The following is a 21,850-nucleotide window of genomic DNA, read 5'->3' as shown; positions in this document are numbered from 1 at the left end:
TTCTAGAATCAGTGTCACTCTGGCGGCGCAGGTACTCTAATGAGGGGATAAAGATGGAAAAAGTAAATATCATCTGCGTTGATGATCAACGTGAAGTGTTAGACGCTGTGCTTAAAGATCTCGCTCCTCTTTCTGTCGCATTTCATATCGAAGATTGTGAATCTGCAGATGAAGCAGTGGCTTTGATGGATGATCTCGATGCCGACGGCGAGCATATTGCGTTGATCATTTCTGACCACGTGATGCCGGAAAAGACAGGTGTCGAGTTGTTGACTGAAGTGTCGCTAGACCCAAGGTTTCGTGCGACGCGAAAAGTGCTTCTTACTGGGCAAGCAACCCATGCCGATACTATTGAAGCCATCAACAATGCCCGCATAGAGCGCTATTTTGAGAAGCCTTGGCAGGCTGCGGCACTGCAAGAAGCCGCGAAAAAACTGGTGACCCACTTTGTGTTTGATGCCGGCCTCGATTATCGTGACTACCAAGAAGGGTTAGATACTCAAGTGATTTTGGATCGCCTAAAGTAATCAAAACGAATGTTTTTCAGACTACTTTGGATTAGATGCTTGACCTTGGAGGTAACTCCAAGGTTTACACTGAATGTATGTTTAAGAAGGGAGAGACCTTATGAGCCATTCATGTAAATCAGGACATTGCCAACAAGCACATCATCACGAGAAACACCAACAGGTCGGCGCATCAAGCCCAAGCGCGGGCGGAGAGTGTTGCACTCCAAAGATAGCGTCTTCAGTGGATACTGCGCAAAGTTGTCATGCTGCCACCGTTGAGGATAGCGAAGATCCGGAGAGGCTGGGCTGTTGTGATAACTCACACAACAGCCAAACTCTAACCGCGAAAAATACGGCTGATAACACGGCCGCTCCCTTTGGTCATCAGGCCTCCAATGCCAGCGAGAGTCATACTTATTCTTGGCGCGTGACAAACATGGATTGCCCAAGCTGTGCAGGCAAACTCGAATCCGCCATTAAGGGGCTCGAAGGTATCACAACGGTGAACGTTCGATTTGCCACTGAAAAGCTCGTTGTCAGTTTTAATACAGCACCGACTGATGCCCAACGCGAGCTGGTCGCTAGCCGTGCGAAGAAAACGGGCTTTCCGTTGGCCGAACTTTCTGCTCCCTCCTCAAAAGCGGAAACCAAAAGCATTGCTCAGCGTATCAAAGAAGAAGGCATTCTCCTTTCTTTGATTGCGATTATGGCGCTCTCCGGCTTGTTGTCTATCTGGCGACCCGATCTATCCACCGTGTTGTTTAGTGCGGCAACCGTGATCGGTTTGATACCTATTTTGAAGAAAGCAGCAGTGTTAGCGCGCAGCGGCTCGCCATTTTCTATAGAGATGTTGATGTCGGTAGCGGCGTTGGGAGCTCTCTATTTGGGGGAAACCGTTGAAGCTGCGATGGTGCTGGTCCTGTTCCTTATTGGTGAACGTCTAGAAGGGTATGCATCGGCGAAAGCGCGAGCAGGTATTCAAGCCCTGATGGCTTTGGTGCCTGATGTTGTGGTGAAAATTGGAAAAGATGGCACGAGGCAAGACGTTCCTGTGTCTTCTCTTCAGCCTGGAGACACCATAGAGATTTCTCCTGGTGGCAGATTGCCCGCCGATGCCACGTTGACTGCACAAAGTGCGAGTTTTGATTTAAGCGCACTGACTGGCGAGTCTATCCCCGTTGAAAAACAGGTGGGTGAGAAGATACCAGCTGGCGCGCTGGCGGTGGATCAACGTGTCGAATTGACGGTGGTTTCAAAGCAAGGTGAAAGCGCCATTGATCGTATTTTGACACTCATAGAAGATGCTGAATCTCGCCGAGCGCCAGTGGAGCGTTTTATCGATCGATTCAGTCGCTGGTATACACCGCTCATGATTTTGATTGCGTCGCTGATTGTCGTTATTCCACCGTTGTTGTTTGGCGAAAGTTGGGACGTGTGGATTTATCGCGGGTTGGCATTGCTTCTAATTGCTTGTCCTTGTGCTCTAGTGATTTCCACGCCCGCGGCGATGACGTCAGGGCTGGCTGCGGCAGCAAAATATGGCGCGCTCATTAAAGGGGGAGCAGCACTCGAAGCACTTAGCCGAGTGGAGTGGGTAGCGTTTGATAAAACTGGCACACTGACACAAGGTAAGCCTGTTGTAACCGATGTTCTCTGCTGGCAGGGAGAAACGCATCAAATGCTTGCTCAAGCAGCAGCAATCGAAGTGGGTTCGCATCACCCGCTTGCTAAGTCTTTGGTTGAAGAGGCTCAGCGTCTTGACGTGGCGATTCCAAGCGCTCAAAACGTTCATACGCAGTCGGGACGAGGGGTGTCCGGAGTCGTCCACGGTGCACAGATTACGGTCGTTGCCTTGGATAAGCTCAAAGGAGATCAATATATTCATGCTAACCATGCGGCGTCAGCGCAACAATTAGCGGAAAGTGGGAAAACCGTGGCTGTTGTGTTTGTTGATAGTGAAGCGATAGGTGTGATTGCTTGGCGTGACGAACTTCGTGAAACCGCGGCAATGACCATAGATCGCTTGAATAACGTCGGTATCCAGTCGTTGATGTTGACGGGAGACAACCCTAACGCTGCCGCTGGGCTAGCGAATGCCCTTAACATGGAATTCCAAGCGGGCTTGATGCCGGAAGGGAAAGTTGACGCAATCAATGCGCTAGCAGCAAGGTCTCGTGTTGCCATGGTAGGCGATGGCATTAACGATGCGCCTGCCATGAAAGCCGCGACGATAGGCATTGCAATGGGGAGTGGAACCGATGTCGCCCTTGAGACCGCTGATATTGCATTAAGCCATAATCGTATAGAAACTATCCCTGAAGTGATTACACTGGCTCGGGCAACGATGGCGAATGTCCGACAAAATGTTGCCCTAGCGATTGGTTTGAAAGCGATCTTTTTGGTTACCACTGTGCTTGGTTTTACGGGACTTTGGGTAGCAGTGCTTGCTGACAGTGGTGCAACAGCCATCGTCACCGTCAACGCTTTGCGTCTACTACGCTACGGGCCAAAGACATCGAAATAGAGAAGTATTGAAGTAGGGTGTTTGTTGATGTTTTCATAAAGTGATCCTTGTCACTCAATTTTGAAATGCAATGAAATGAAATTGATTCAAAGTTGAACTGTGTCACTTTAATTTTTGTCTCAAACGGTATGGTGATGGCTAAATTCATCACCACCCTATAATTCGTGGTCATCGTACTCAGTACTTTTCGAATGATATAACGCTGAGGGACGCGATACAGTGAGGAGAACACCATGACTGATCAAACCGTATTCCATTTGGGCGTCAATGCCTCTGATCTTGAAGGCGCAACCCTAGCCATTATCCCAGGCGATCCTGCGCGTGTTGAAAAAATTGCCGCCATCATGGATTCACCGAAGTTTTTGGCAAGTCACCGTGAATACACACTTTTCTTGGCAAAACTGGAAGGTCAGTCAGTGGTGGTTTGTTCGACAGGTATTGGTGGTCCGTCGACCTCTATTGCCGTTGAAGAACTCGCGCAGCTTGGCGTTCGTACATTCCTTCGTGTAGGGACAACGGGTGCTATTCAGCCACACATTAACGTGGGCGATATGATTGTGACGACGGGCTCTGTGCGCCTTGATGGTGCAAGTACCCATTTTGCGCCACTAGAATTTCCAGCCGTCGCTGATTTTGATGTAGCGACAGCCATGAAGTCGGCCGCAGATGCATCTGGCGCGGCTGTTCATACCGGCGTTACGGCGTCGAGCGATACCTTCTACCCAGGTCAAGAACGTTACGACACGTTTAGTGGGCGAGTCGTTAAGCGTTTCCAAGGCTCAATGAAAGAATGGCAAGACATGGGCGTGCTGAACTTCGAGATGGAATCAGCCACCTTGTTGACCATGTGTGCAAGTTCTGGATTGAAAGCCGGCTGCGTGGCGGGGGTGATTATCAATCGCACCCAAAAAGAGATCCCTGATCAAGCGACGATGGCTGAAACAGAAGCGCGTTCCATTAGAGTGGTTGTTGAGTCAGCGCGTAATATGTTGACGGCATAAGCCGAAAAAGCGATAAGAAACAAAAAAGCCGACGTTCTACAACGTCGGCTTTTTAATTTCCGTTAGTTTATCTGACTAGGAAAAGGACGCTTTTTCAGTACCGCCAGCGGCTAAAAACCACTCATGGAGATGTTTCTTGAGGTCGCCAAGTTGATCAGGGCCAATAAGCGCCAGTCCTAGGTCAGTAGCACGCGTGATATCGTGATGTCTCAATGGACGGAAGCTGACTAGCATTGCACGTGCCTGTAATCCGCCCAGCAAGTCACGAATGGATTCAAGCTTATAAAGCGTGTCATCGCCGTCGCTCGACATGCCCTTAGTTTTACACTCAATAATGTGGAGCTTATTGTTAACTACGGTGGCGACGTCCAATTCGTTGCGTACTTCTCGTTCACCGATTTTTCGGTAAACCTGCACACCTAGTGATAAGTCTTGGATGGTAAGGAGATCGTGCTTAATCTCTTCGACAATATGGTGCACATACCACTCTAACCATTCTCCATTCGCAAAACGACGTGCGGCTTCGTTTGCAAACGTGAGTATTCCTTTGTCGTAGCTCGATAGTCCAGCGTCAGCTAAATCTTCGATCAGCATGTTGAGTTCACGATAGCCTTGCTGCTTTTCACTGAGCTCAACATCCAGCTTCTGTTCTTTACGACAGGTCGTCGCTAAATAGTTCAAGGTCGCGAGGCCCGGGCCAAGTTCATAAGCGTTGCTTGCCCACTTGTGACCCAAGGTTTTGATTGAGGTATCGAGAACACTGCGAATGTCTTCGTCTTGTAGCTCACAACGCGCACCAAAAATGGTCAGGTAGTCACTGATGTTGATGTGGTCTTCCACCTGCTGCTGCTCAAGGCCGTAAGGGTATAGCCAACACAACTCATCACTGAAAGGTTCGATAACATAAATGGGCCAGTGATAGGTGCGGAAAATTTCGTAGGCGGTCAAGAGGCGGTGACGTAAACCACAGCTCGCGTTAAAACACACCTCAGCGCCTTCTTCCTTCAAGCGCTCGGCGAGTTCGACAATTTTGCTTTTGATCAAAGGAATATTGATGTCTGACGGGATCTGGAAGAATTCCGTAACAATTCCTTTCGGGTTCAATACCTTACTTAGCTGCTCAAACTGCGGAAGCTGACATTCCACACCAATGAATATCACTTTTTCCGCTTTGAATTCTTGATGCAGCAAAGCCGTAACCAACCGGACTGGGTCTTGGTCAATAATACCAACATGAATAGCCATATTTACTCCGTGTAGGTGTTTACGAACAGACTACCTGCTCACCCATCTTTATTTATTCTTGTGGTTAATATCAGGGCTAGGTATGGATTATTCAAGTACTTAGTCATTTTAATCCATATGCACGATGTGGAATCTATTCGCGAAAAGCCATTGCTGCATAAATTTTGATACGAGTAGCGCTGATTTTCCTAATCTTATAAGTGTTGACCGTGTCATAAACGGAGCGACAAGCGTCAAACCATGAGTGAACCTGTATCAATTTGTCTCAATGTTGAGTACGCAGTGAAACTAGCCATGTGAGGGGTAAGACTTGGATATAACTGCTGGTTACACTATGTATGTAGGTTCTAAGCACACGGATTCGCAAGTAAAAAGTGATATATAAGTTGGGGAAGAAAGTATGATTGGTCATGAGTTTGACACAGCGCTAAATATTGACAGCGTAAAAGGGCAAGCGTTCTTGGTTTCTAACGCCTCGGGGATTATTCCCGCGCAGCCCGGCATGCTCATTGCGCCTAATCAAGTCCTACTGACCAACGAAAACAGTAGCGTGGTGGCCAGCATCAATGGCCAAAAATATTATGTAGATAGCCGCTGTGCCTCTTGTTTGATCCCGCTTTCTGAAGATGGTACCCAACTCGCCACTACGCCAATTGGTGTGCGCTTTAATCCTGATGCGTTGACCCTTGATAGTAATCTGAATCTCGATATCGCTCAGTTACAACAACTGATTTTGGATGGCGTGGATCCCACCGATCTTTTTGAAGAACCAGCAGCGGGTGAGGGCTTAAGCTCATCAAATGCGGGTTTTGTCGTTGTAGACTATCTATACACCTCGTCGCTCACCGAAGCTGGGTTTGATACCTCTGGTCCATCGTCGAGCGAAAATGATGAGGTTAATTTTCTTGGCGGAGACGACGATCAAAGCGCTGCCGATGGCGCTGGTGTTCCTCCGTTGATTATTCCTCCCGTGGATGTCGATGCGATTGGTGGACAGCGTCTTTCTCTTGAAGTCACCGAAGGTGATTTGGACCCGAACACCTATGGTACGCCCCAAACGGAATCGTTCGCTATCGCAGGCGGCAGTGAACGCCTATTACCGGGTTCGCTGCAAATTGCCCCCAGTGATTTAGCGGCGTTTGAAGCAGAGCTGGCGAATCTTACATCCAACGGTGAAGCGGTTTCATTTACCCGTCAAACCAGCGTAGATAGCAATGGTGTAGGCACATTTACGCTCGTGGGTTCGGTTGATGGTGAGGTTGTCGTAATCTTGACGATCACCGCGACGCAAGATGGAAATGGATTGTCTGTCACGGCGACGCTGACACAATCCGGCCCACTGGATCATTTAGACAGTACGGGCAGTTATGTCACTGTTGACGGTGATCGCATCACCATCAATATGCCACTACAAGTCGCAGACACGGGTGGCGATCTCATGCAGAGTCCTGCTGTCGTCACCTTGGTCAGCAACGATGGTCAGGTTACCGCGTTGAAAGAGGGCACCCTTGACCTTGTAGAGCCTCAAACTGATCCCAATGAGACTGCGACCGGCTCAACATCAGACGGTATAGACTTAGGCAGTGATGAAATTGGCAGTATCGCTTTCGACGTCATGGCGGCTGAAAGCGTATTCGCAGGCATTACTAGCCACGGCATGCCAACCACCGTTGATACGTCCGTAGAAGGTGTGATCACTCTGTACACCGATAACAACGGTGTGCCTGAGAAAGTTCTAGAAATAACCTTCTCACCATCAGATGCGTCCGACGATCCTAAATTCGTCATTACTCAGTACCAACCTATCGACCAGCACCAAGCCAGCGATGGCGACAGTGACGATGACAAATCTAGTTTTACGCTTCCTTACACCGCAACGGATGCGGATGGTGATACCAGTAACATCTCGTCAGTCACCTTTAATGTTCTTGATGGCACGCCAGCCTTGGGTGGTGAGCGTTTAGATGCCCTTGGTGCACCCGTCGATGTGATTGAGCTGCGAGAAAGTGATACACAGTCTGTCTATGATGCATCCGCTCCTGAAAACACCCAAACAGGTACTATCAATGTTGGTGCTAAATCGGATCGTTTAATACCGAGCACAGTGTCGATTGATGATGGAAACAATCACGATACGTTGATCAGCGAACTGAAACTGCTATCGAATAATTCTGACCGATTCATTGATGAGGTGACCTTCACAAACAGTACAGATGGTTCCGGCAACACCGTTGTGACCATTTTGGCGACCATAGATGGCGATCCCGCACTGGAGATTGTGTTAACCACTTCACAAGCCGCAGATGGCTTAGGGGTGGACATCGATGCTTCATTTACGCAATTCCAAGCGTTAGAGCACCCCAATAATTCGAGCGATCAGATTGACGAAAACTACGTCAGTGCTGACGGTGATAAAATCAATATCAAGTTGCCGATTCAACTCGAAGATACTGATGGTGACAAATTGGTAGACCCTAACGATGCCAATGTTGAAGCACCACTTATCGTGAATTTTTCTGTGGTTGATGATAGCTCAGTCACCTTCTCGCTGGACCCGATTGATCCCATCTATGTAGAAGAAAGCAGCATTGATGACGGTACAGGCATTAGTGAAGGGTCTAAGTCTAGCGGCACGTTGAACATAGATACCCTAAACGATAGCGGTAATCCGAACACACTGGAAGAAGAGAGAACACAGGGTGATAGCATCAGCGGTTACTTTTTTGAAAGTGACTATGTGGTTTACCCCAACGGCCAACCGGTTCTCGCGAGTGGGTTCCCTATCTTTTTGGAGCTGCGTCCTGACCCGTCAGGGTACCCGAAAAACTACTACGGTGTTGCGGACGACGGTTCGGGTGACAACCGAGACGTGTTTCATGTGGTATTAAATGAGAGTGGAGCCTTTACTTTTGAACTGCTGTCTGCCCTAGATCATGATACTGGTGATGGACAAAATGAACTGACGTTTCGCTTGAACGCCTACTTTGTTGATGCTGATGGCGATGAATCCAATCGATCGCAAATCTCTATCGTTGTTCAGGATGACGTGCCAAGCACGCAAGGAACCATTGCCATAGAGGTGGATGATTCATCGACAGGTGACACCACAGTCGCCGTTGATGTTTTTGAAATTACCGACCCTGCCCATCCTACGGACAATGAAAGCCTTCAAGGTGCGGATGGAGCCCACATCACACGTATTCACAACGGCGTAGAGTGGGTGGATGTTTCCACCACAAGGCCTTCGACGATCACCTTGTATTCGGAGGTTTCTCCTAATGGTGAAATCGGCACAATGCGCATTGACCCGCGCAATGAGCCTGTCGGCGAAATTAGCTTCACCTTTGCAGCAAACCTTGATAACCCATCAGCGGTGCTCAACCAAGCCATTCAATATGAAGTCACTGACAATGATGGTGACAAAGCAGAAGGTGAAATTTCCCTGACGCTTAACGACCAGACGCCAACCATTACGATTGCGCCAGCAAAAAGCGGCGTTATCGAAGGCAAAGAAGATCAGGGACAGCTCGATACGGATGCCGAGAATGCAGGTATCGATGCCACAGACGGTATTGCCATTAATGTTCAAATCAATATTGGTGATAACGACGTCGGTGAAGCGTATGAAGACGGCGGCAACTTGGTGCTGGATGGTGAAGTGACGTTAATGACTCGCGATCCTTCCGGTGACATTGGCGGGAAATTCTATTTCAACGGCACCGAGATTTTGCCCGATGGCGATGGCAATATCGTTTTCCTAGGCAGCATGTTCCAAGCATCAGGCACAACAGCGCCAATTATATTTGATTTGTCAGGCGTGACCTTTATCCCCGATCCAGATTATTCCTCCTATGACGATACCGATCTGATTCAGTTTGATGCCGAACTGGAAGTCACAGGTCATGACCCCATCATGACGTCATCCCCGATTGAAATCACCGTGACAGGGGTAGCCGACACACCAACCATCACCTTGATTGGCGAAGCGGCTGATGGCGTGTTTGAAATGAAAGAAGACTTTGACCCGTATGCCATCAACGTTGCAGACCCGCTGAACTTCACGCTGGGGGATCTGCTTTCGGCTGATCTTCAAGATACCGATGGGTCAGAAACCTTGAAGTTAGAATTCACCTTGACCCCAGACATGGGAACGCTGAGAGGCGGCGGGGTAGCGTTGGTTGATGGTGTGTGGGTGTTAGAAGACCCATCACGACTCGACAAAGTACGATTCATTCCGGACGAAGGATTCAGCGGTGATATCACCTTAGGCATCAAAGCGATTTCAACGGAGTCTGAGCCCGTTGACCTAGACTCAGAAAAAGCAGCGGAGACAACGTCGTCCATCATTTTACGTGTAGAACCTGTCGCCGATGAGGCAAGGGTTGTGGTTCGCACCGTCGTGGGCAATGAAGACGCAGGGAATGCTGACCCAGACATTGCCGAAGGCAATGCAATTTCTCTTGAAAATGCCATTTCGATCACCTCACTCGGCAACGATACTGACGGTTCTGAAGTCTTCTATGTGCGTATTTTTGACCTTCCTGCTGGAGCGACATTGCAGCTAAACGATGGCGGAATGATCACGCCCGTCACCGAAACTGATCGTGTAGCGATTGATGATTTAGACAAACTAGAGTTGGTCCCCCCCGTTCACAGCAACGAAAACTTCACGTTGCAGGTTGAGGGGATTGTGGTGGATTCCGCGGCAAACTCACCAGATAATGAGCGTATTTTGCCTGCTCAATCGTTCAGCGTGAATATTTCAGGTGTGGCAGATACGCCCGTCTTTGACGTAGAAAACGAAGGCACAGATCCAGGGCAGTGGCAATATGATGCGGATACGGGCGTCGTTACGACTACTGTGCCTGAAGACGGTATTGATGGAGACGGTCTCGTCGCGATTGATTTTACCGTTGCTTCAGGTGAAAAAGCGTTGTCGCCAACCGATACGTCCGAAACCATGACCTTGGTGGTTTCCAATATTCCTGATGGGGTGGCATTCGTTGTCAAAAATGCGGATGGCAGCCTGACTGATGTCGAACTCGCCTTTGCGGGTTGGGGAACGGACAGCGCAGGGATGTCTATTCCAACGTATTCAGTCGATCTTCCTACCTTTGATGCGTCGAATGTTTTCATCAAGCTACCACCTAACTCTACAGAAGATGTGCGTATTAATGCCAAGTTGGTCGCGACAGAAAATGACGGTGACGAGAAAGCCATTGAGACCGTGATTGAAGTGGTCGTTGGCCCTCCTGTTATTGATGCCACTGACTACGACACATCAACCTCTTTTGGCAGAGAAGACCAATGGGTCACCATTGACTGGAAGCCTGATCTATCGTTGTCGCCAGGTGCGGGTGATGACGCTGATGATGTGATTGAGAAAGCCGTCGGCGTGACCATTTCAGGGTTCTCAGATACAGACAGTGTTCAGTTGGTGAGAGGACAGGACGTGATTCCTCTGACGTTGGATGGCGATAAAGTCACGATAACTGAAGAGCAGATAGCGCAAGGTTACCTATTCCAAATGAAACGTGGACCTCACAGCGATCTGGATTTAACACTGGAAGCCACCGTTACCGTCAGACAGGATGATCTGGAAGGGCAAACAAGCACAGAGAAAGAGATCACAGGTACGATCGAGGTTGATATTGCCGCGAGCGTCGAAACGGTAGATGGGCGAGTTCAGCTTGTTCAAGATGGTGCATCGGTATCTGAAATTACGACGGATAACGATGGGCGTATTGATTTAGATGAAGGCGTTATTTTTGTTCACCCTGATGACTCCAGTGAAGAAAGCATTATTCGCATTGTCATCACGGACTTAGCCGCCGGCTTTTATGTCGATAATGCCGTGACGGATGGCAAAGGCGGTTGGATTATTAACGACCCCAATGATTTTAGTATCATCGCGCCACCCAACAGCTCAGGTCAGACAACCTTTACGATCAGTGCGATGGCGGTTGATGCGGGTGATGCAGGCGAGAACGATACCAGCCTGCTAGCCCCTGTTTCGAGTGAAGAAATTACGCTCAACTATGTCAACAACAACACCATAACGCATGAAGCACAGCAAGTCGTTGTGCCAACAACAGAAGTGGTGATTGAAGGAAAAGAAGACAACGCTATCTCTCTTGACGCGTTGGGCGATGCCGTCACTTATCCGAGTGATTCCTCCGGTGACGTGGCATTTGATGTCATCACCGTCGTGATTAACCCAGCAGATCTCCCGCCATTAACCGTTGTGAGTGGCGCTCGAATACATGTTGATAACCGCAGCTATGTGTTCGAGGTGCCGGGTAGGCAAGATGGGAGCAATCCTTATCCTAACGGCTTGGATCTCAGTGGACTGTCAATCACCCCACCGGATGATTTCGCGGGTGAGCTATCTATCCCTGTGACGTTTGTGAGTGTTGATACACGAACGGGCGACACGGAAACGTCTGTTGCTACGGTTCAACTTAATGTCACTCCTTTGGTGGACTTGCCACCACCAGATGGGGAAGCTCAACCCAGCGATAATTCGACAGCTTTCTCATTCCAGTTAACCGCGAAAGAAACGCAGGGGCTCAATGAGGACCAGCAGCCGCTTGAAACGGGTGAAACGGAAGACGTTGTCGATGATATCGCGCTAGAAGATGGCATCGCGATTCTTGAATTGACGGCAACGTTTGCGGACAAAGACCAAACCAATGGCGAAGAAACGATTGGTGGTGCCACGCTGACCGTTCCAGCCGGAATGGGTGTCTTCATTTTACCTGATGGTTCAGAATCCACCACGCTCGTGGTAGATGCCAGTCAGATTGATAACATCAAGTTCAAACCTGCTCCAGATTTCAGTGGGGAGGTGGAGATCTCTGCAACCGTCACAATAACGGATACGGCCTCAACGGGCACAGACAGCCGCACGGTTGATACGAACCTGACCGTTAATGTAACAGCCGTTAACGATGAAGTGACGTTTACTCAAAACGGCAATGACTTAGACGAAAACGATGTCGTTGCCATTACGGCGGATGAAGATCCGACGCAGGGCATTTCATTGGCTGACCTTGGCTTCAGCTTTAACGATATCGATGGGTCTGAGTCGCTCGCATCCATCATTGTTGAAAATGTCCCACTGGGCTTTACCTTGTCATCACCAGCGGTGAATGCGTCGGGAGGTCAGTGGATCATTCCTGCCAGTGCGATCACCGATAATACGTCGTTATCCCAAATCAAAGTTGAACCGGCGGCTGACTTCAGCGGTACGGTTGAATTTACGGTGACCGTGTTCACACAAGAAGATAGCTTGGATACGCCAACGGGCTTCTCTCAAGCCGTGTCGCTTACCGTGGATCCGATTGCGGATGGCGCTAATGCGAGTGTGAAAGCGACAGCAAGCGGTGTCGAAGACAATGACATCCACCTTGAAATGGAAATTAAGGCGAAAGACGACCGCGATAGCATCAGTGATGGCGGACAACCAGCAGGCGTCAACGTCACGGAAAACGACCCTGAAATACTCCTGATCACGATTTCAGGTGTGCCAGATGGCGGCAAAATTGTATTGCCCGATGGCGCGACTGGAACTGTGACGCCCGAAACGTCAGATGGCGGCGATGTTGTTGTCGAAGTCGACAGCTCGCGCTTAGATGATCTGACGTTCACGCCGCCACAAGATGCTAACGGCACCTTTGTGTTGGATTTGGCGATTCAAACCGTGGACAACGGCGACGTGTCTGTCGACATCGTGAATAGGCAAATCACCGTGAGTGTTTCAGCGGTTAACGATAACCCTGTCAATGTGCTCGCAGACAGTTACGACGCAGAAGAAGACACCGTACTGACTATCACCGACCTTCAAGTTGAAGATGTCGATGCTAGAGAAGGTGCGAGCATTGTCTACGTTGAATTGAAGGTAGGCGATGGAAACACGTTAGATCTGGTAGGTGATAGCACGGGCATCACTGTGTCAGGTGATGGCTCGAACGTCTTGACGCTCGAAGGCGATATTGATGCCATCAATACCTTATTGGCTGGTGGTGTGAATTATCAGTATAGCGAAAATGCTTCAGGTGAAGATTCGCTAACAATGACCTCACGCGACCGCGGGAACTTCGGGTCAGGCGGTCAGAAGTTTGATCGCGATATCGTCACCATCGTCGTTGCGCCTAAATCCGATCTCCCTGAGCTTTCCTACGCGTCGCAGCTCGCATCTATTCGTGCATCTACCGGTGTGCTTGTGCCTATGCTCGGCTTGATGGCCACCTTGGTTGACCCCATCGAAAACGAGTTCACCTTGACCTTTAGTGGGTTAGGCACTGCAGATGAATTGGTTGATAGTATGGGTAACGCTGTCGGCACTAACGATGGCAATGGCAATTGGACGCTCAGCCAAACCGAATTAGCGTCACTCAACCTTGCTGACCTTAATCTTCGCTTTACGGCGCAGCCAGCAGGTGACGTGACGGTGACAGCCCTGTCAGATGTCGGAGATGGCGATCCAAAAGAAGTGTCTCTGGCCATTAACGTGAATGTCGTAGATACGGCGACAACGCCAGTGCTTAACGACGCTGATAACACCAACGACGATCTCGTTATTGATGGCAGTCAATCCACTCAAGTTCACGGCGGCGCAGGAGAAGACATTCTTGCTGGTGGGCTAGGCGCAGACATACTGACAGGCGGCGCAGGAGACGACCAACTTTGGGGTGGAGATATCAATGGGACCGGCGATAATCAAGCAGACACCTTTGCTTGGAAGTCGGGTGACTTTGGCACTCCAGGTAACCTTGCTAGTGACGTGATCAAGGACTTCGAAGCGGGTGTCGACGTTATCGATATCTCGGAAGCCTTCATCGCAAATGGGCTATTTACATTCACAGATTTGGCGAATCGATTGGATATCCAAACCGTTGGCAGCGACACGCAAATACAGATTTTTGATGAAAATAGCGAGCCACTCCAAAGCATACTCATCGAAGGTAATACGCTCAATGAACTACTAGGCACAGATGCAACGGGCTTAACGCAAGACGAGATCCTTGAATCAATGCTGATGACAGGCCAGTTAGTGGTGTTTGATCCCAATAACACGCAATTCGGTACCGAAGACGCGGATGTGTTGACCGCTGATGATGACGGAGAACGCATTTATGCGGGCGACGGCGACGACACGCTAACCGGTGGGTTAGGTGATGACATCTTAGTGGGTGGCGCTGGCGATGACACGCTGACTGGAGGCGCTGGCAATGACATTTATGCTTGGTCAGCCTCAGATGTTGAAGCGGGTGAAGTTGCCACTGACACCATTACGGACTTTGAAGTGGGTGACACTGTCACGGGTGATAAGTTAGATATCTCAGCCATTCTGCCTGACGCAGTTGGCAGTACATCTACCGTCGGCGAATTATTGGATTACATTCGCCCTGAAGTGACCAGTGATGGGTTAACGCTCCATGTTTCTCAAACTGCAGGTGGCATGGAAGTACAAGACATTGCCTTTAACAATGATGTCTTAACGGACCTAGGTCTTGATATGAGTGCCACAGGCACCGATATTTTGAATCAACTTATCCAACAACAAGCGCTAAAACTCGATTAGACAGCGCGTAAAAACTAGGTCGTCATTCTAGAAAAAGCACTGCGTCATGCAGTGCTTTTTTATTGTGTGGTATAACCCGATTTTATTCCTGTTGAAACAAGCATCTCTCGTGATTTTGCGTATAGTTAGTTTCAACAGTATCTTGAAGTAGTCTTAGAAAAAAGTTGAGCCATGAAAACACTCTTTGCCCATCGAGGAATGTCCTCACTTGCGCCTGAAAATACCCTTTCCGCCTTTGCGCTAACACCAAAGCACGGCCTCAACTGGATAGAGTGCGATGTGGATGTTTTAGCCGACGGCACCGTCGTGATTTCTCATGATGATTCACTAGACCGTTGCACCGACAGACCGGGCAGCCTTTACGACCTGACGGTTGATGACCTCGCGGATATTGATGCAGGGAGTTGGTTCAGTGACGACTACATTGGCGAGCCAATCCCGACATTCGATCAATTCATCGACTTAGTGAATGTGCACAAGCTCAACGTCAATGTTGAGATTAAATCGTGCACGGCAGGGTGGGCGCACACAGAGCGCTTACTAGACGGCGTGGTCGAAGGGCTAACAAGGCTGCACAAAGACCGCGATCTGCTTGTGTCCAGTTTTAACCCGCTCGCATTGGCGGAGTTCAAACGCCGGTGCCCAGATATAGCCGTAGCGTGTTTGTTTAGCAAAGAAGCACTGGAAGACGATTGGCTGTCTATCATGCAAGCCTGCCAAGCCGATACGATTCATGTTGAAGACGAAGGGCTGACCAAAGAAAAAGTCATTGAAATGAAAGGTCAGGGCTTCACAGTCAATGTTTATACCGTTAACCAGTTAGGGCGTGCGAACCAACTGTTTAATTGGGGAGTGGATGGCGTGTTCACCGATGTCGGCCATACCTTCCCATCTCGTTACCGCAACGGATAAACCTCTCTCCATCTTGATAGGTACAGCTAATTGAATCTATGCCTATCAACGATTATACCTATCAAGATTCCTGTCATAAACTCGTCCCATAAACCTAAAGGCAATAGCCAAAACAAAATGGGGAAAGGTGATGACAACGATTAATATTGGTATTCAAGAGCACGACAGAGTGGTAATTGCTGAAGGTCTAAAACGCCTATTAGCCGATTCATACACCTTGTACCTCCAAACGCATAACTTTCATTGGAATGTTACCGGTAAACAATTCCGTGAACTCCACGTGATGTTTGAAGAACACTACAATGCGCTAGCACTGGCCGTGGATGAAATCGCCGAGCGAATCCGTACGCTGGGCGTGGCTGCACCAGGCACTTACAAAGCGTTTTCAGCACTGAGCGCCATTGAAGAAGTGGAAGGTGTTCCATCAGCGGATGATATGGTGGACATTCTTACCAAAAACCACGAACAAGTTGTTCGCACCGCACGCGAGGTGCTGAAATTGGCACAAGCAGCCGACGATGAATCTTCCGCATCACTGGTTTCAGACCGCATGCGAGACCACGAAAAAACCGCTTGGATGCTCCGCGCAATGCGTGAGAACGGTTGAGCCAGTCGGTTAACGATAAACCCGCTCTTAACGCAGAAGCTTTAATCGTAAGGTTTATGAAGAAGATTAAACCAGAAGGCCGCCTGATATGGCGGCCTGAGTGTTTCAAGCGTTGTTCGAGTCACGATTACTCACTGATCGCCAAACCCGACCTCACCGCATAAACAGTTCCCTTTCAAATTCACCCTCCTCAATTGACAGCGCTATGTTTGATAACTGAGTTGTATTCATTTGTGGGCGATACAAAACTGTCGCTCTTCTGTTCCGTTTTTCCTTTTAAATCCAACAACATTTCCTATTGGCTTAACTGATAATGGAAGTTCCACAAAATCGGCAGCAACAAGCCATTTTCTGTCTTCGTAGCATAAGGTTACTTTAGGAGAATCACATACAACCAATGACCGCTGTTCAGCACGAGGAATGCAGGGTGATTTAGAGTATTGGCAGATCTCATCCGACTTAAATCGAGTCTTCCAAAGCTCATGTTCGACAGGTTTACAGGTCTTTGAGAATTTATTCTTGAATATTTTTACTGATGAATCAGCAATCGAATGGAAGCTAATTAAGAAGCAAATAGCTATGAGAGTTCTCATTAATTCATTCCCTAACATACAGAGATAAATTTGACGTTAACACTATGGGTATTTTCCGCCACCAACTCATTGAAGTAGCCAATCACTAACTCTAAAAAAGCCGCGAGTAAATATCTCGATAACGCAGCTGATTGAATTATTTATAGCATTGATTTTCATTGGATTTAAACTTAATCAATGAAATCTAGGACATTATCGACTTGCTTTTAAAAAGCGTCTTTTTGCAAGAAAGGCAAATATGCTTGTAGCGAGGATCTTCATGTGTCGTTAGTGGCTGAAAGATGACCTTTTCAGAGCTGCAACTGAAGCATTTGGCATTTTCAGGATCTTCTGTTTTACACTCTGGATGCTTGTCCAAGTACTCTAAAAGCGTTGGAAGTTTCCTCCAATCATCATCTTGCGGCTTAGAGTACAAAACAAAGTAATAGAATGCTGCTGCACCTACTAAGGCCAGAACTGTGACGCCAAAATCCATTTTATTCTCCTAAATCACCAAAAACATAACCGAGTATTAAGTGACAAAATGTCGGCATTAAACGCGGAAATCATGTTCGAACAGAACAAACTGAACTCGACAGCCTGTTCATCGTGATCTGTTGTATATCATTGATTTTTAGTCAGGTCGTATCATGTTTACAGGGATGCGACTGAGTGGGGTATTGCTGCGATAACCATGAGCAAACCAAAGTAAAAACAGTGATCTGAGGGGGATCGTCTGAGCGTTAACTCATTTTCGGTATTAACGCCAAAAATCACGAGCATGTTGTGTCCACCGCTCGCGAAGTATTTAAACAGGCACAAGCGGCTACTGCTCTTTAAGAGAAGGCCGCCCGATGTGGCGGCCTGAGTGTGTCTGCTGTGCGAACTGAACGCCTTAAAGCGCTTTTGACAAATACGTGTCAGTGACCTTACTGAATTAGCACTTCCTGAATTAACTTATGTATGGGAAAGCCGTTTAACTAAATTGGCGATACATCCGTTATATTGAGCGAGTTACATACGCGCTATTGGATACCAAGAAGCAGCAAATCGGTTGCCTCAATGGCATGTTGCTCAATCTGTTGGTCAGTCAGGACGGGGATCCCCAATAGTGCTCCAGAACGAGATGCAAGCAGCATACCTAGCCAGAGTTCAATTTTGGTATTTGGTTGCTGTAAATTAAACCGCTCAGAAAAGAACACTTTCAAAGAACTATTGGTGTCGTCAGGACCAATACTCATAAAGATCTTTAGAATTTCAGGCTCTTGACTCGCTTCCGTAATCAATAGGCGCAGCGTCGCAATATGTTCTTGCGACAAATGAAACCGCATAAACTCAGTTGCAAATGCAATTAGTGCATCTCGAGTGCTTTCTATTGCGAGGTGCTCTGAATATCGGTCGGTAAAACTGTCACCGATCTGCTGCAAAATAGCTTGGAAAAGCTCAATCTTGGAAGGGAAGTAGCGATATAACGTTTGCTTTGTCAGTTTCGCTTGCGCAGCGATAGCATCCATACTGGTAGAAGCATATCCCTCAGATAAAAATGCTGACTTTGCTGCCGCTAAGATAGCTTGTTTCTTCTTTTCTCTATTTTCCTCAATTTTGCTCATCACTATCCTCTGGAAATAAACATCATACTTGCAGGTATGATTTTTCTTGACACAATAACACTATAAAATCATACTTTCGAGTATGATTTTAGTTCGAGGTTAATGATGACTGCATTTTTACGTCCTCTTTTGGTTGCGAAAAACAGCCGTACAACAGGTTTTGTCGTAGCGCTTCTTGGCGCATTACTGATGAGTATCGATCCGATTTTTATCCGCTATGCTGGTGTGAGTGGCTTTGATACGGCATTTCTCTTCGGCTTATTTAGCGCGATATCCATGTCGGTTTTTCTCAAAGTTAACGATAAGCGCGGTTTTAGAAGGGTTATAGTCCAGAGCGGTTGGCCGCTACTCTTCGCTGGAATATTAATGGTGGGCAGTGCCACGGGTTTAGTCTTTAGTATTAAAAATACATCGATTGCTAATACCTTTGTAATTCTCAGTGCAGCTCCAGCTGTATCTGCGATCTTTAGCTGGTTATTGTTGCGTGAGAAAACTAGTCGCACGACAATTATCGCGATTATTACTGTCATGATCGGTATTGGTATTGTTGTGTCTGGCTCTGTTCATTCGGGCAACTGGCTTGGTGATGCTTTGGCTGTGTTTTCGGTAATCTGTTTGTCCTTAATGTTCACCTTGCTCCGTAAATATCCTGATGTGAGTCGATTGGCGAGTGTTGCATTGGGTGGTTTGTTACTCGCTAGCGTGATGTTATTTTTCGCAGAGCCTAGCCATTATAGCGTCAACACTTGGTTAATTATGGCTGCAATGGGTTTATTTACAGCGCCACTAGGAAGAGTAATGTCGATGGTTGCGACTCGTTACATCACGGCTGCTGAGGTATCGATGACATTGATGTTGGAAACAGTACTAGCACCTGTTTGGGGTTTTCTATTTTTCGCTGAGGTACCCGCTGTAGCGAGTATTGTGGGTGGTTCAATAATACTAATAACCATATTCGTTTACACATTCTTCACCATGAAGAATGACCAGTGATTAGAGATGACAGACACATTTACGTTCTACAGCTTTGGGTTCGAAGGCACTAACGCATGAAACTGATAAGTTTATGGTTCTCTTAAAGTGCCTGTCTCTATTACTGGCTCTTATTCATATTTGTTATGTGCATCTTGCAGTAAACTCGGTAAGATGTTTACCAATATTTTCATGACTTATATAACAATCGAACAACCTAGCCTTGTCGATATTGCGCTTATAAAAGAGCAAGGGCGCGACCAATATGGTTTGGAACTCCGTATAATTTTTAAACTTATCTTTGTTCATCCACTGCTTAGCCCTTTGCGGGTACATTTCCGCTTGGTATTCAGTGAAATGTCCATCTGATAGTTTATTTTCTATGTGAAGCGCTACCTTGTCACCACGTTGATCTTCAAGCACAACCAAAATATCGGTTTCAGATTGGCGCTTTTCAAACACCACTCGAGAAGTTTGAGCATCGAATCTCTCGAAATTGATTGTTCCCCAAGGATGATCTGAACGAGACCAAAAGTACTTGTAGTAATCACTTTTAAATTTTGTCTGATCAAGAAACCATCTCAGAAAATCAGTATTAGTTGCTAGGGCATTACTCAATACCGCATCCAATTCTTTCTCTGTGAATTTCACCATATACCTCCTAAGCACATAACGAATGACATGGATCCCCCTCATGTGGATTTGCAACACTTCTCTTTTCGCGTGGTTGATAACCGTGGAAAGGTCTTTCTTCACAAATCGGTTTTCCGCGCTAAATAACTGACTAAATTAGAAAATATCCCGCCCATGCATATAGGTCTTGGAACTTTCAGTGGTGCGCAATGATAAGTCTATAGTTTTCTTGAAGTGCCGGTCCCTATTTGTCCGTGACTGCTCTCGCAGTCATAAAGACAGCTATTGCCTCTTGACCGGAGAAGGGCTCATATGTGTTAGTTGTTTATGCGCAATAATGGAAGGTTACTTTCCCATACATAAAGCAGATCATTTACCGTTTCATTGCCGCCTGGTGGTTGCCATAAATTTGTTTCTTGGTGTTTGGCACCTAAACGATGATAGAAGCCACGCGCAGCCGAGTTATCTTCTAAAACCTCAAGATAAACACCTTTATGTTCGAATGCTTCATCTGCCCACTTTGCTGTTAAGTGCAATAATTGTTTACCAACGCCTTTGCCTTTAGTTGACTTTGCCACATGAAGGTTATCAATAAATGTTCCCCATTTAGAACTTTCATTGCCAAAAGCACAAATAAAACCGCACACTTCATTGTTCTCGATGGCAAGCAAAACGTATTGATTACTTTTGGGAGATGCTAGACGCTTAGCCCAAGAGTTTTTACGTTCTTCCCAAACATCATTATCAAGGAAATCATCAGGAAAGATCCCTCGATATGACTCACGCCAACTTTCAGCGTGTAACTTAGCTAAACTTTCTAAGTCATTAATTTTGGCAACTCTATATTGCATATATTGGTAAACTCCAATGACAACTAACGTTCTAATAACGGGCGTTTACTAACCCAAACTTAATGAAACGCCTAAATCACAGCGTTTCTTTGAAAAAATGCTCCACGAGTAAACGTCCAAGTTGATTAGCTTGTTATGCGCTTGGTTAGTCGAGCACGGGTCTGAAAAAGCTACGTTCGTAACTAATGATGCAATTCGTATCTTCAGCAAATTGAAAAGCAGCAATACACTCTTTGTCTTTAAATGAATCAGTGCGATATGACTCGTAAGCCGCGAGATTTGGAAACGAAAACAAAGCTAAAGCTACATTATTAGCACCTTCAGAAGGTAAGAAGTAGCCATGATGCTGCCCGCCAAATTTCTCAACGAGTGGGAACCACATTTTAGCGTATTCTTCAAATTCATTAACCTTCGATGGATCAATGATGTATCTGAGATAACAAGTAACCATTTATTGAACTCCTTTCATCGTTTTCCTATTAGCGTTTAACGTCAAGCTAAGCGGCTAACAAACCTTCCACCAAACTCAATTGACCACCTTAAACACCACACTAAACCGAACCAAAAATGCCAAGCGTTTGTTAGTCCGTCTTTAGCGCCTTGTTAAGCGTACTTACGCATACTCAGACCGATTATATAATCGTAATGCGCTAAACCTACTCCCACACAAGCTCAAAAAACTCAGTAATCACATGGGAATCATTAATGTTTAAGAGATTCCATGAAGACAAATGAGGCTCATAGAATTTAGCATGTACTGTTTTCCAGCACTCAAGGCTCAAATCACCTTCACCCTCTGCAATAGCAATGTACTCAGGAACTTCTGGG

15 protein-coding genes are annotated in these 21,850 nt (G+C 47.2%); 7 read left to right on the top strand and 8 right to left on the bottom strand.

Annotated features, from left to right (window positions below; translation table 11 throughout):
• Positions 1–53: 53 nt before the first annotated feature.
• The 3 genes from Q365_RS0115225 to udp all read left to right on the top strand — a co-directional run bounded on the left by Q365_RS0115225 (position 54) and on the right by udp (position 4,034).
• Positions 54–527 carry a response regulator gene (locus tag Q365_RS0115225; protein ID WP_028024156.1) on the top strand — a complete coding sequence of 158 codons (474 nt, stop codon included), beginning with the start codon at positions 54–56 and terminating at the stop codon, positions 525–527.
• Positions 528–627: 100 nt separating this feature from the next.
• Positions 628–3,033 carry a zinc/cadmium/mercury/lead-transporting ATPase gene (locus Q365_RS0115220; RefSeq protein ID WP_035025142.1) on the top strand — a complete coding sequence of 802 codons (2,406 nt, stop codon included), beginning with the start codon at positions 628–630 and terminating at the stop codon, positions 3,031–3,033.
• A 233-nt stretch (positions 3,034–3,266) separates the two neighbouring features.
• A complete protein-coding gene (gene udp, locus Q365_RS0115215) occupies positions 3,267–4,034 on the top strand; it encodes a uridine phosphorylase (protein ID WP_028024154.1) in 768 nt (255 codons plus the stop codon).
• Between the two features lie 75 nt (positions 4,035–4,109).
• Here the strand turns inward: udp and Q365_RS0115210 are convergent, their stop codons facing one another.
• Complete coding sequence (locus Q365_RS0115210; RefSeq protein WP_028024153.1) at positions 4,110–5,279, bottom strand: Card1-like endonuclease domain-containing protein; 1,170 nt, start codon at positions 5,277–5,279, stop codon at positions 4,110–4,112.
• 400 nt (positions 5,280–5,679) lie between these two features.
• Here Q365_RS0115210 and Q365_RS0115205 point away from each other — a divergent pair, with 400 nt between their 5' ends.
• From Q365_RS0115205 to Q365_RS0115195, 3 genes are all read left to right on the top strand, one after another.
• On the top strand, positions 5,680–14,865 hold the full coding sequence (locus Q365_RS0115205; protein WP_028024152.1) for a retention module-containing protein: 9,186 nt from the start codon (positions 5,680–5,682) through the stop codon (positions 14,863–14,865).
• Positions 14,866–15,036: 171 nt separating this feature from the next.
• Complete coding sequence (locus Q365_RS0115200; RefSeq protein WP_028024151.1) at positions 15,037–15,777, top strand: glycerophosphoryl diester phosphodiesterase; 741 nt, start codon at positions 15,037–15,039, stop codon at positions 15,775–15,777.
• A gap of 130 nt (positions 15,778–15,907) precedes the next feature.
• Complete coding sequence (locus tag Q365_RS0115195) at positions 15,908–16,384, top strand: Dps family protein (protein WP_028024150.1); 477 nt, start codon at positions 15,908–15,910, stop codon at positions 16,382–16,384.
• A gap of 227 nt (positions 16,385–16,611) precedes the next feature.
• Here the strand turns inward: Q365_RS0115195 and Q365_RS0115190 are convergent, their stop codons facing one another.
• The 3 genes from Q365_RS0115190 to Q365_RS0115180 form a co-directional block, all read right to left on the bottom strand.
• Positions 16,612–16,977: a hypothetical protein gene (locus Q365_RS0115190; protein WP_028024149.1), complete on the bottom strand. Its 366-nt coding sequence runs from the start codon at positions 16,975–16,977 to the stop codon at positions 16,612–16,614.
• A 184-nt stretch (positions 16,978–17,161) separates the two neighbouring features.
• Positions 17,162–17,452, bottom strand: a complete 291-nt coding sequence (locus tag Q365_RS0115185; RefSeq protein ID WP_028024148.1) for a hypothetical protein — start codon at positions 17,450–17,452, stop codon at positions 17,162–17,164.
• Positions 17,453–17,981: 529 nt separating this feature from the next.
• Complete coding sequence (locus tag Q365_RS0115180; protein ID WP_028024147.1) at positions 17,982–18,566, bottom strand: TetR/AcrR family transcriptional regulator; 585 nt, start codon at positions 18,564–18,566, stop codon at positions 17,982–17,984.
• A gap of 102 nt (positions 18,567–18,668) precedes the next feature.
• Here Q365_RS0115180 and Q365_RS0115175 point away from each other — a divergent pair, with 102 nt between their 5' ends.
• Positions 18,669–19,559 carry a DMT family transporter gene (locus Q365_RS0115175; protein WP_155859018.1) on the top strand — a complete coding sequence of 297 codons (891 nt, stop codon included), beginning with the start codon at positions 18,669–18,671 and terminating at the stop codon, positions 19,557–19,559.
• A gap of 123 nt (positions 19,560–19,682) precedes the next feature.
• Here Q365_RS0115175 and Q365_RS0115170 read toward each other — a convergent pair whose 3' ends face one another.
• The 4 genes from Q365_RS0115170 to Q365_RS27455 form a co-directional block, all read right to left on the bottom strand.
• A complete protein-coding gene (locus Q365_RS0115170) occupies positions 19,683–20,294 on the bottom strand; it encodes a hypothetical protein (RefSeq protein WP_245621563.1) in 612 nt (203 codons plus the stop codon).
• A 194-nt stretch (positions 20,295–20,488) separates the two neighbouring features.
• Entirely contained in the window at positions 20,489–21,022 is a 534-nt protein-coding gene (locus Q365_RS0115165) for a GNAT family N-acetyltransferase (RefSeq protein WP_028024144.1), read from the bottom strand.
• Between the two features lie 145 nt (positions 21,023–21,167).
• The gene (locus Q365_RS0115160; RefSeq protein ID WP_028024143.1) at positions 21,168–21,473 is read right to left on the bottom strand and encodes an NIPSNAP family protein; all 306 of its coding nucleotides are present in this window, start codon (positions 21,471–21,473) and stop codon (positions 21,168–21,170) included.
• 205 nt (positions 21,474–21,678) lie between these two features.
• On the bottom strand, positions 21,679–21,850 hold a 172-nt coding region (locus Q365_RS27455; RefSeq protein WP_407637593.1), incomplete at its 5' end, for an ASCH domain-containing protein.

It is taken from the genome of Enterovibrio calviensis DSM 14347, from assembly GCF_000621165.1.
In the GTDB taxonomy this organism is placed as follows: domain Bacteria; phylum Pseudomonadota; class Gammaproteobacteria; order Enterobacterales; family Vibrionaceae; genus Enterovibrio; species Enterovibrio calviensis.
This window is presented reverse-complemented; position numbering and strand designations above follow the sequence as displayed.

Coding starts and splice junctions, on each gene's coding strand:
- Q365_RS0115225 (WP_028024156.1), top strand. CDS start 54: ATGGAAAAAGTAAATATCATCTGCGTTGATGATCAACGTGAAGTGTTA.
- Q365_RS0115220 (WP_035025142.1), top strand. CDS start 628: ATGAGCCATTCATGTAAATCAGGACATTGCCAACAAGCACATCATCAC.
- udp (WP_028024154.1), top strand. CDS start 3,267: ATGACTGATCAAACCGTATTCCATTTGGGCGTCAATGCCTCTGATCTT.
- Q365_RS0115210 (WP_028024153.1), bottom strand. CDS start 5,279: ATGGCTATTCATGTTGGTATTATTGACCAAGACCCAGTCCGGTTGGTT.
- Q365_RS0115205 (WP_028024152.1), top strand. CDS start 5,680: ATGATTGGTCATGAGTTTGACACAGCGCTAAATATTGACAGCGTAAAA.
- Q365_RS0115200 (WP_028024151.1), top strand. CDS start 15,037: ATGAAAACACTCTTTGCCCATCGAGGAATGTCCTCACTTGCGCCTGAA.
- Q365_RS0115195 (WP_028024150.1), top strand. CDS start 15,908: ATGACAACGATTAATATTGGTATTCAAGAGCACGACAGAGTGGTAATT.
- Q365_RS0115190 (WP_028024149.1), bottom strand. CDS start 16,977: ATGAGAACTCTCATAGCTATTTGCTTCTTAATTAGCTTCCATTCGATT.
- Q365_RS0115185 (WP_028024148.1), bottom strand. CDS start 17,452: ATGGATTTTGGCGTCACAGTTCTGGCCTTAGTAGGTGCAGCAGCATTC.
- Q365_RS0115180 (WP_028024147.1), bottom strand. CDS start 18,566: ATGAGCAAAATTGAGGAAAATAGAGAAAAGAAGAAACAAGCTATCTTA.
- Q365_RS0115175 (WP_155859018.1), top strand. CDS start 18,669: ATGATGACTGCATTTTTACGTCCTCTTTTGGTTGCGAAAAACAGCCGT.
- Q365_RS0115165 (WP_028024144.1), bottom strand. CDS start 21,022: ATGCAATATAGAGTTGCCAAAATTAATGACTTAGAAAGTTTAGCTAAG.
- Q365_RS0115160 (WP_028024143.1), bottom strand. CDS start 21,473: ATGGTTACTTGTTATCTCAGATACATCATTGATCCATCGAAGGTTAAT.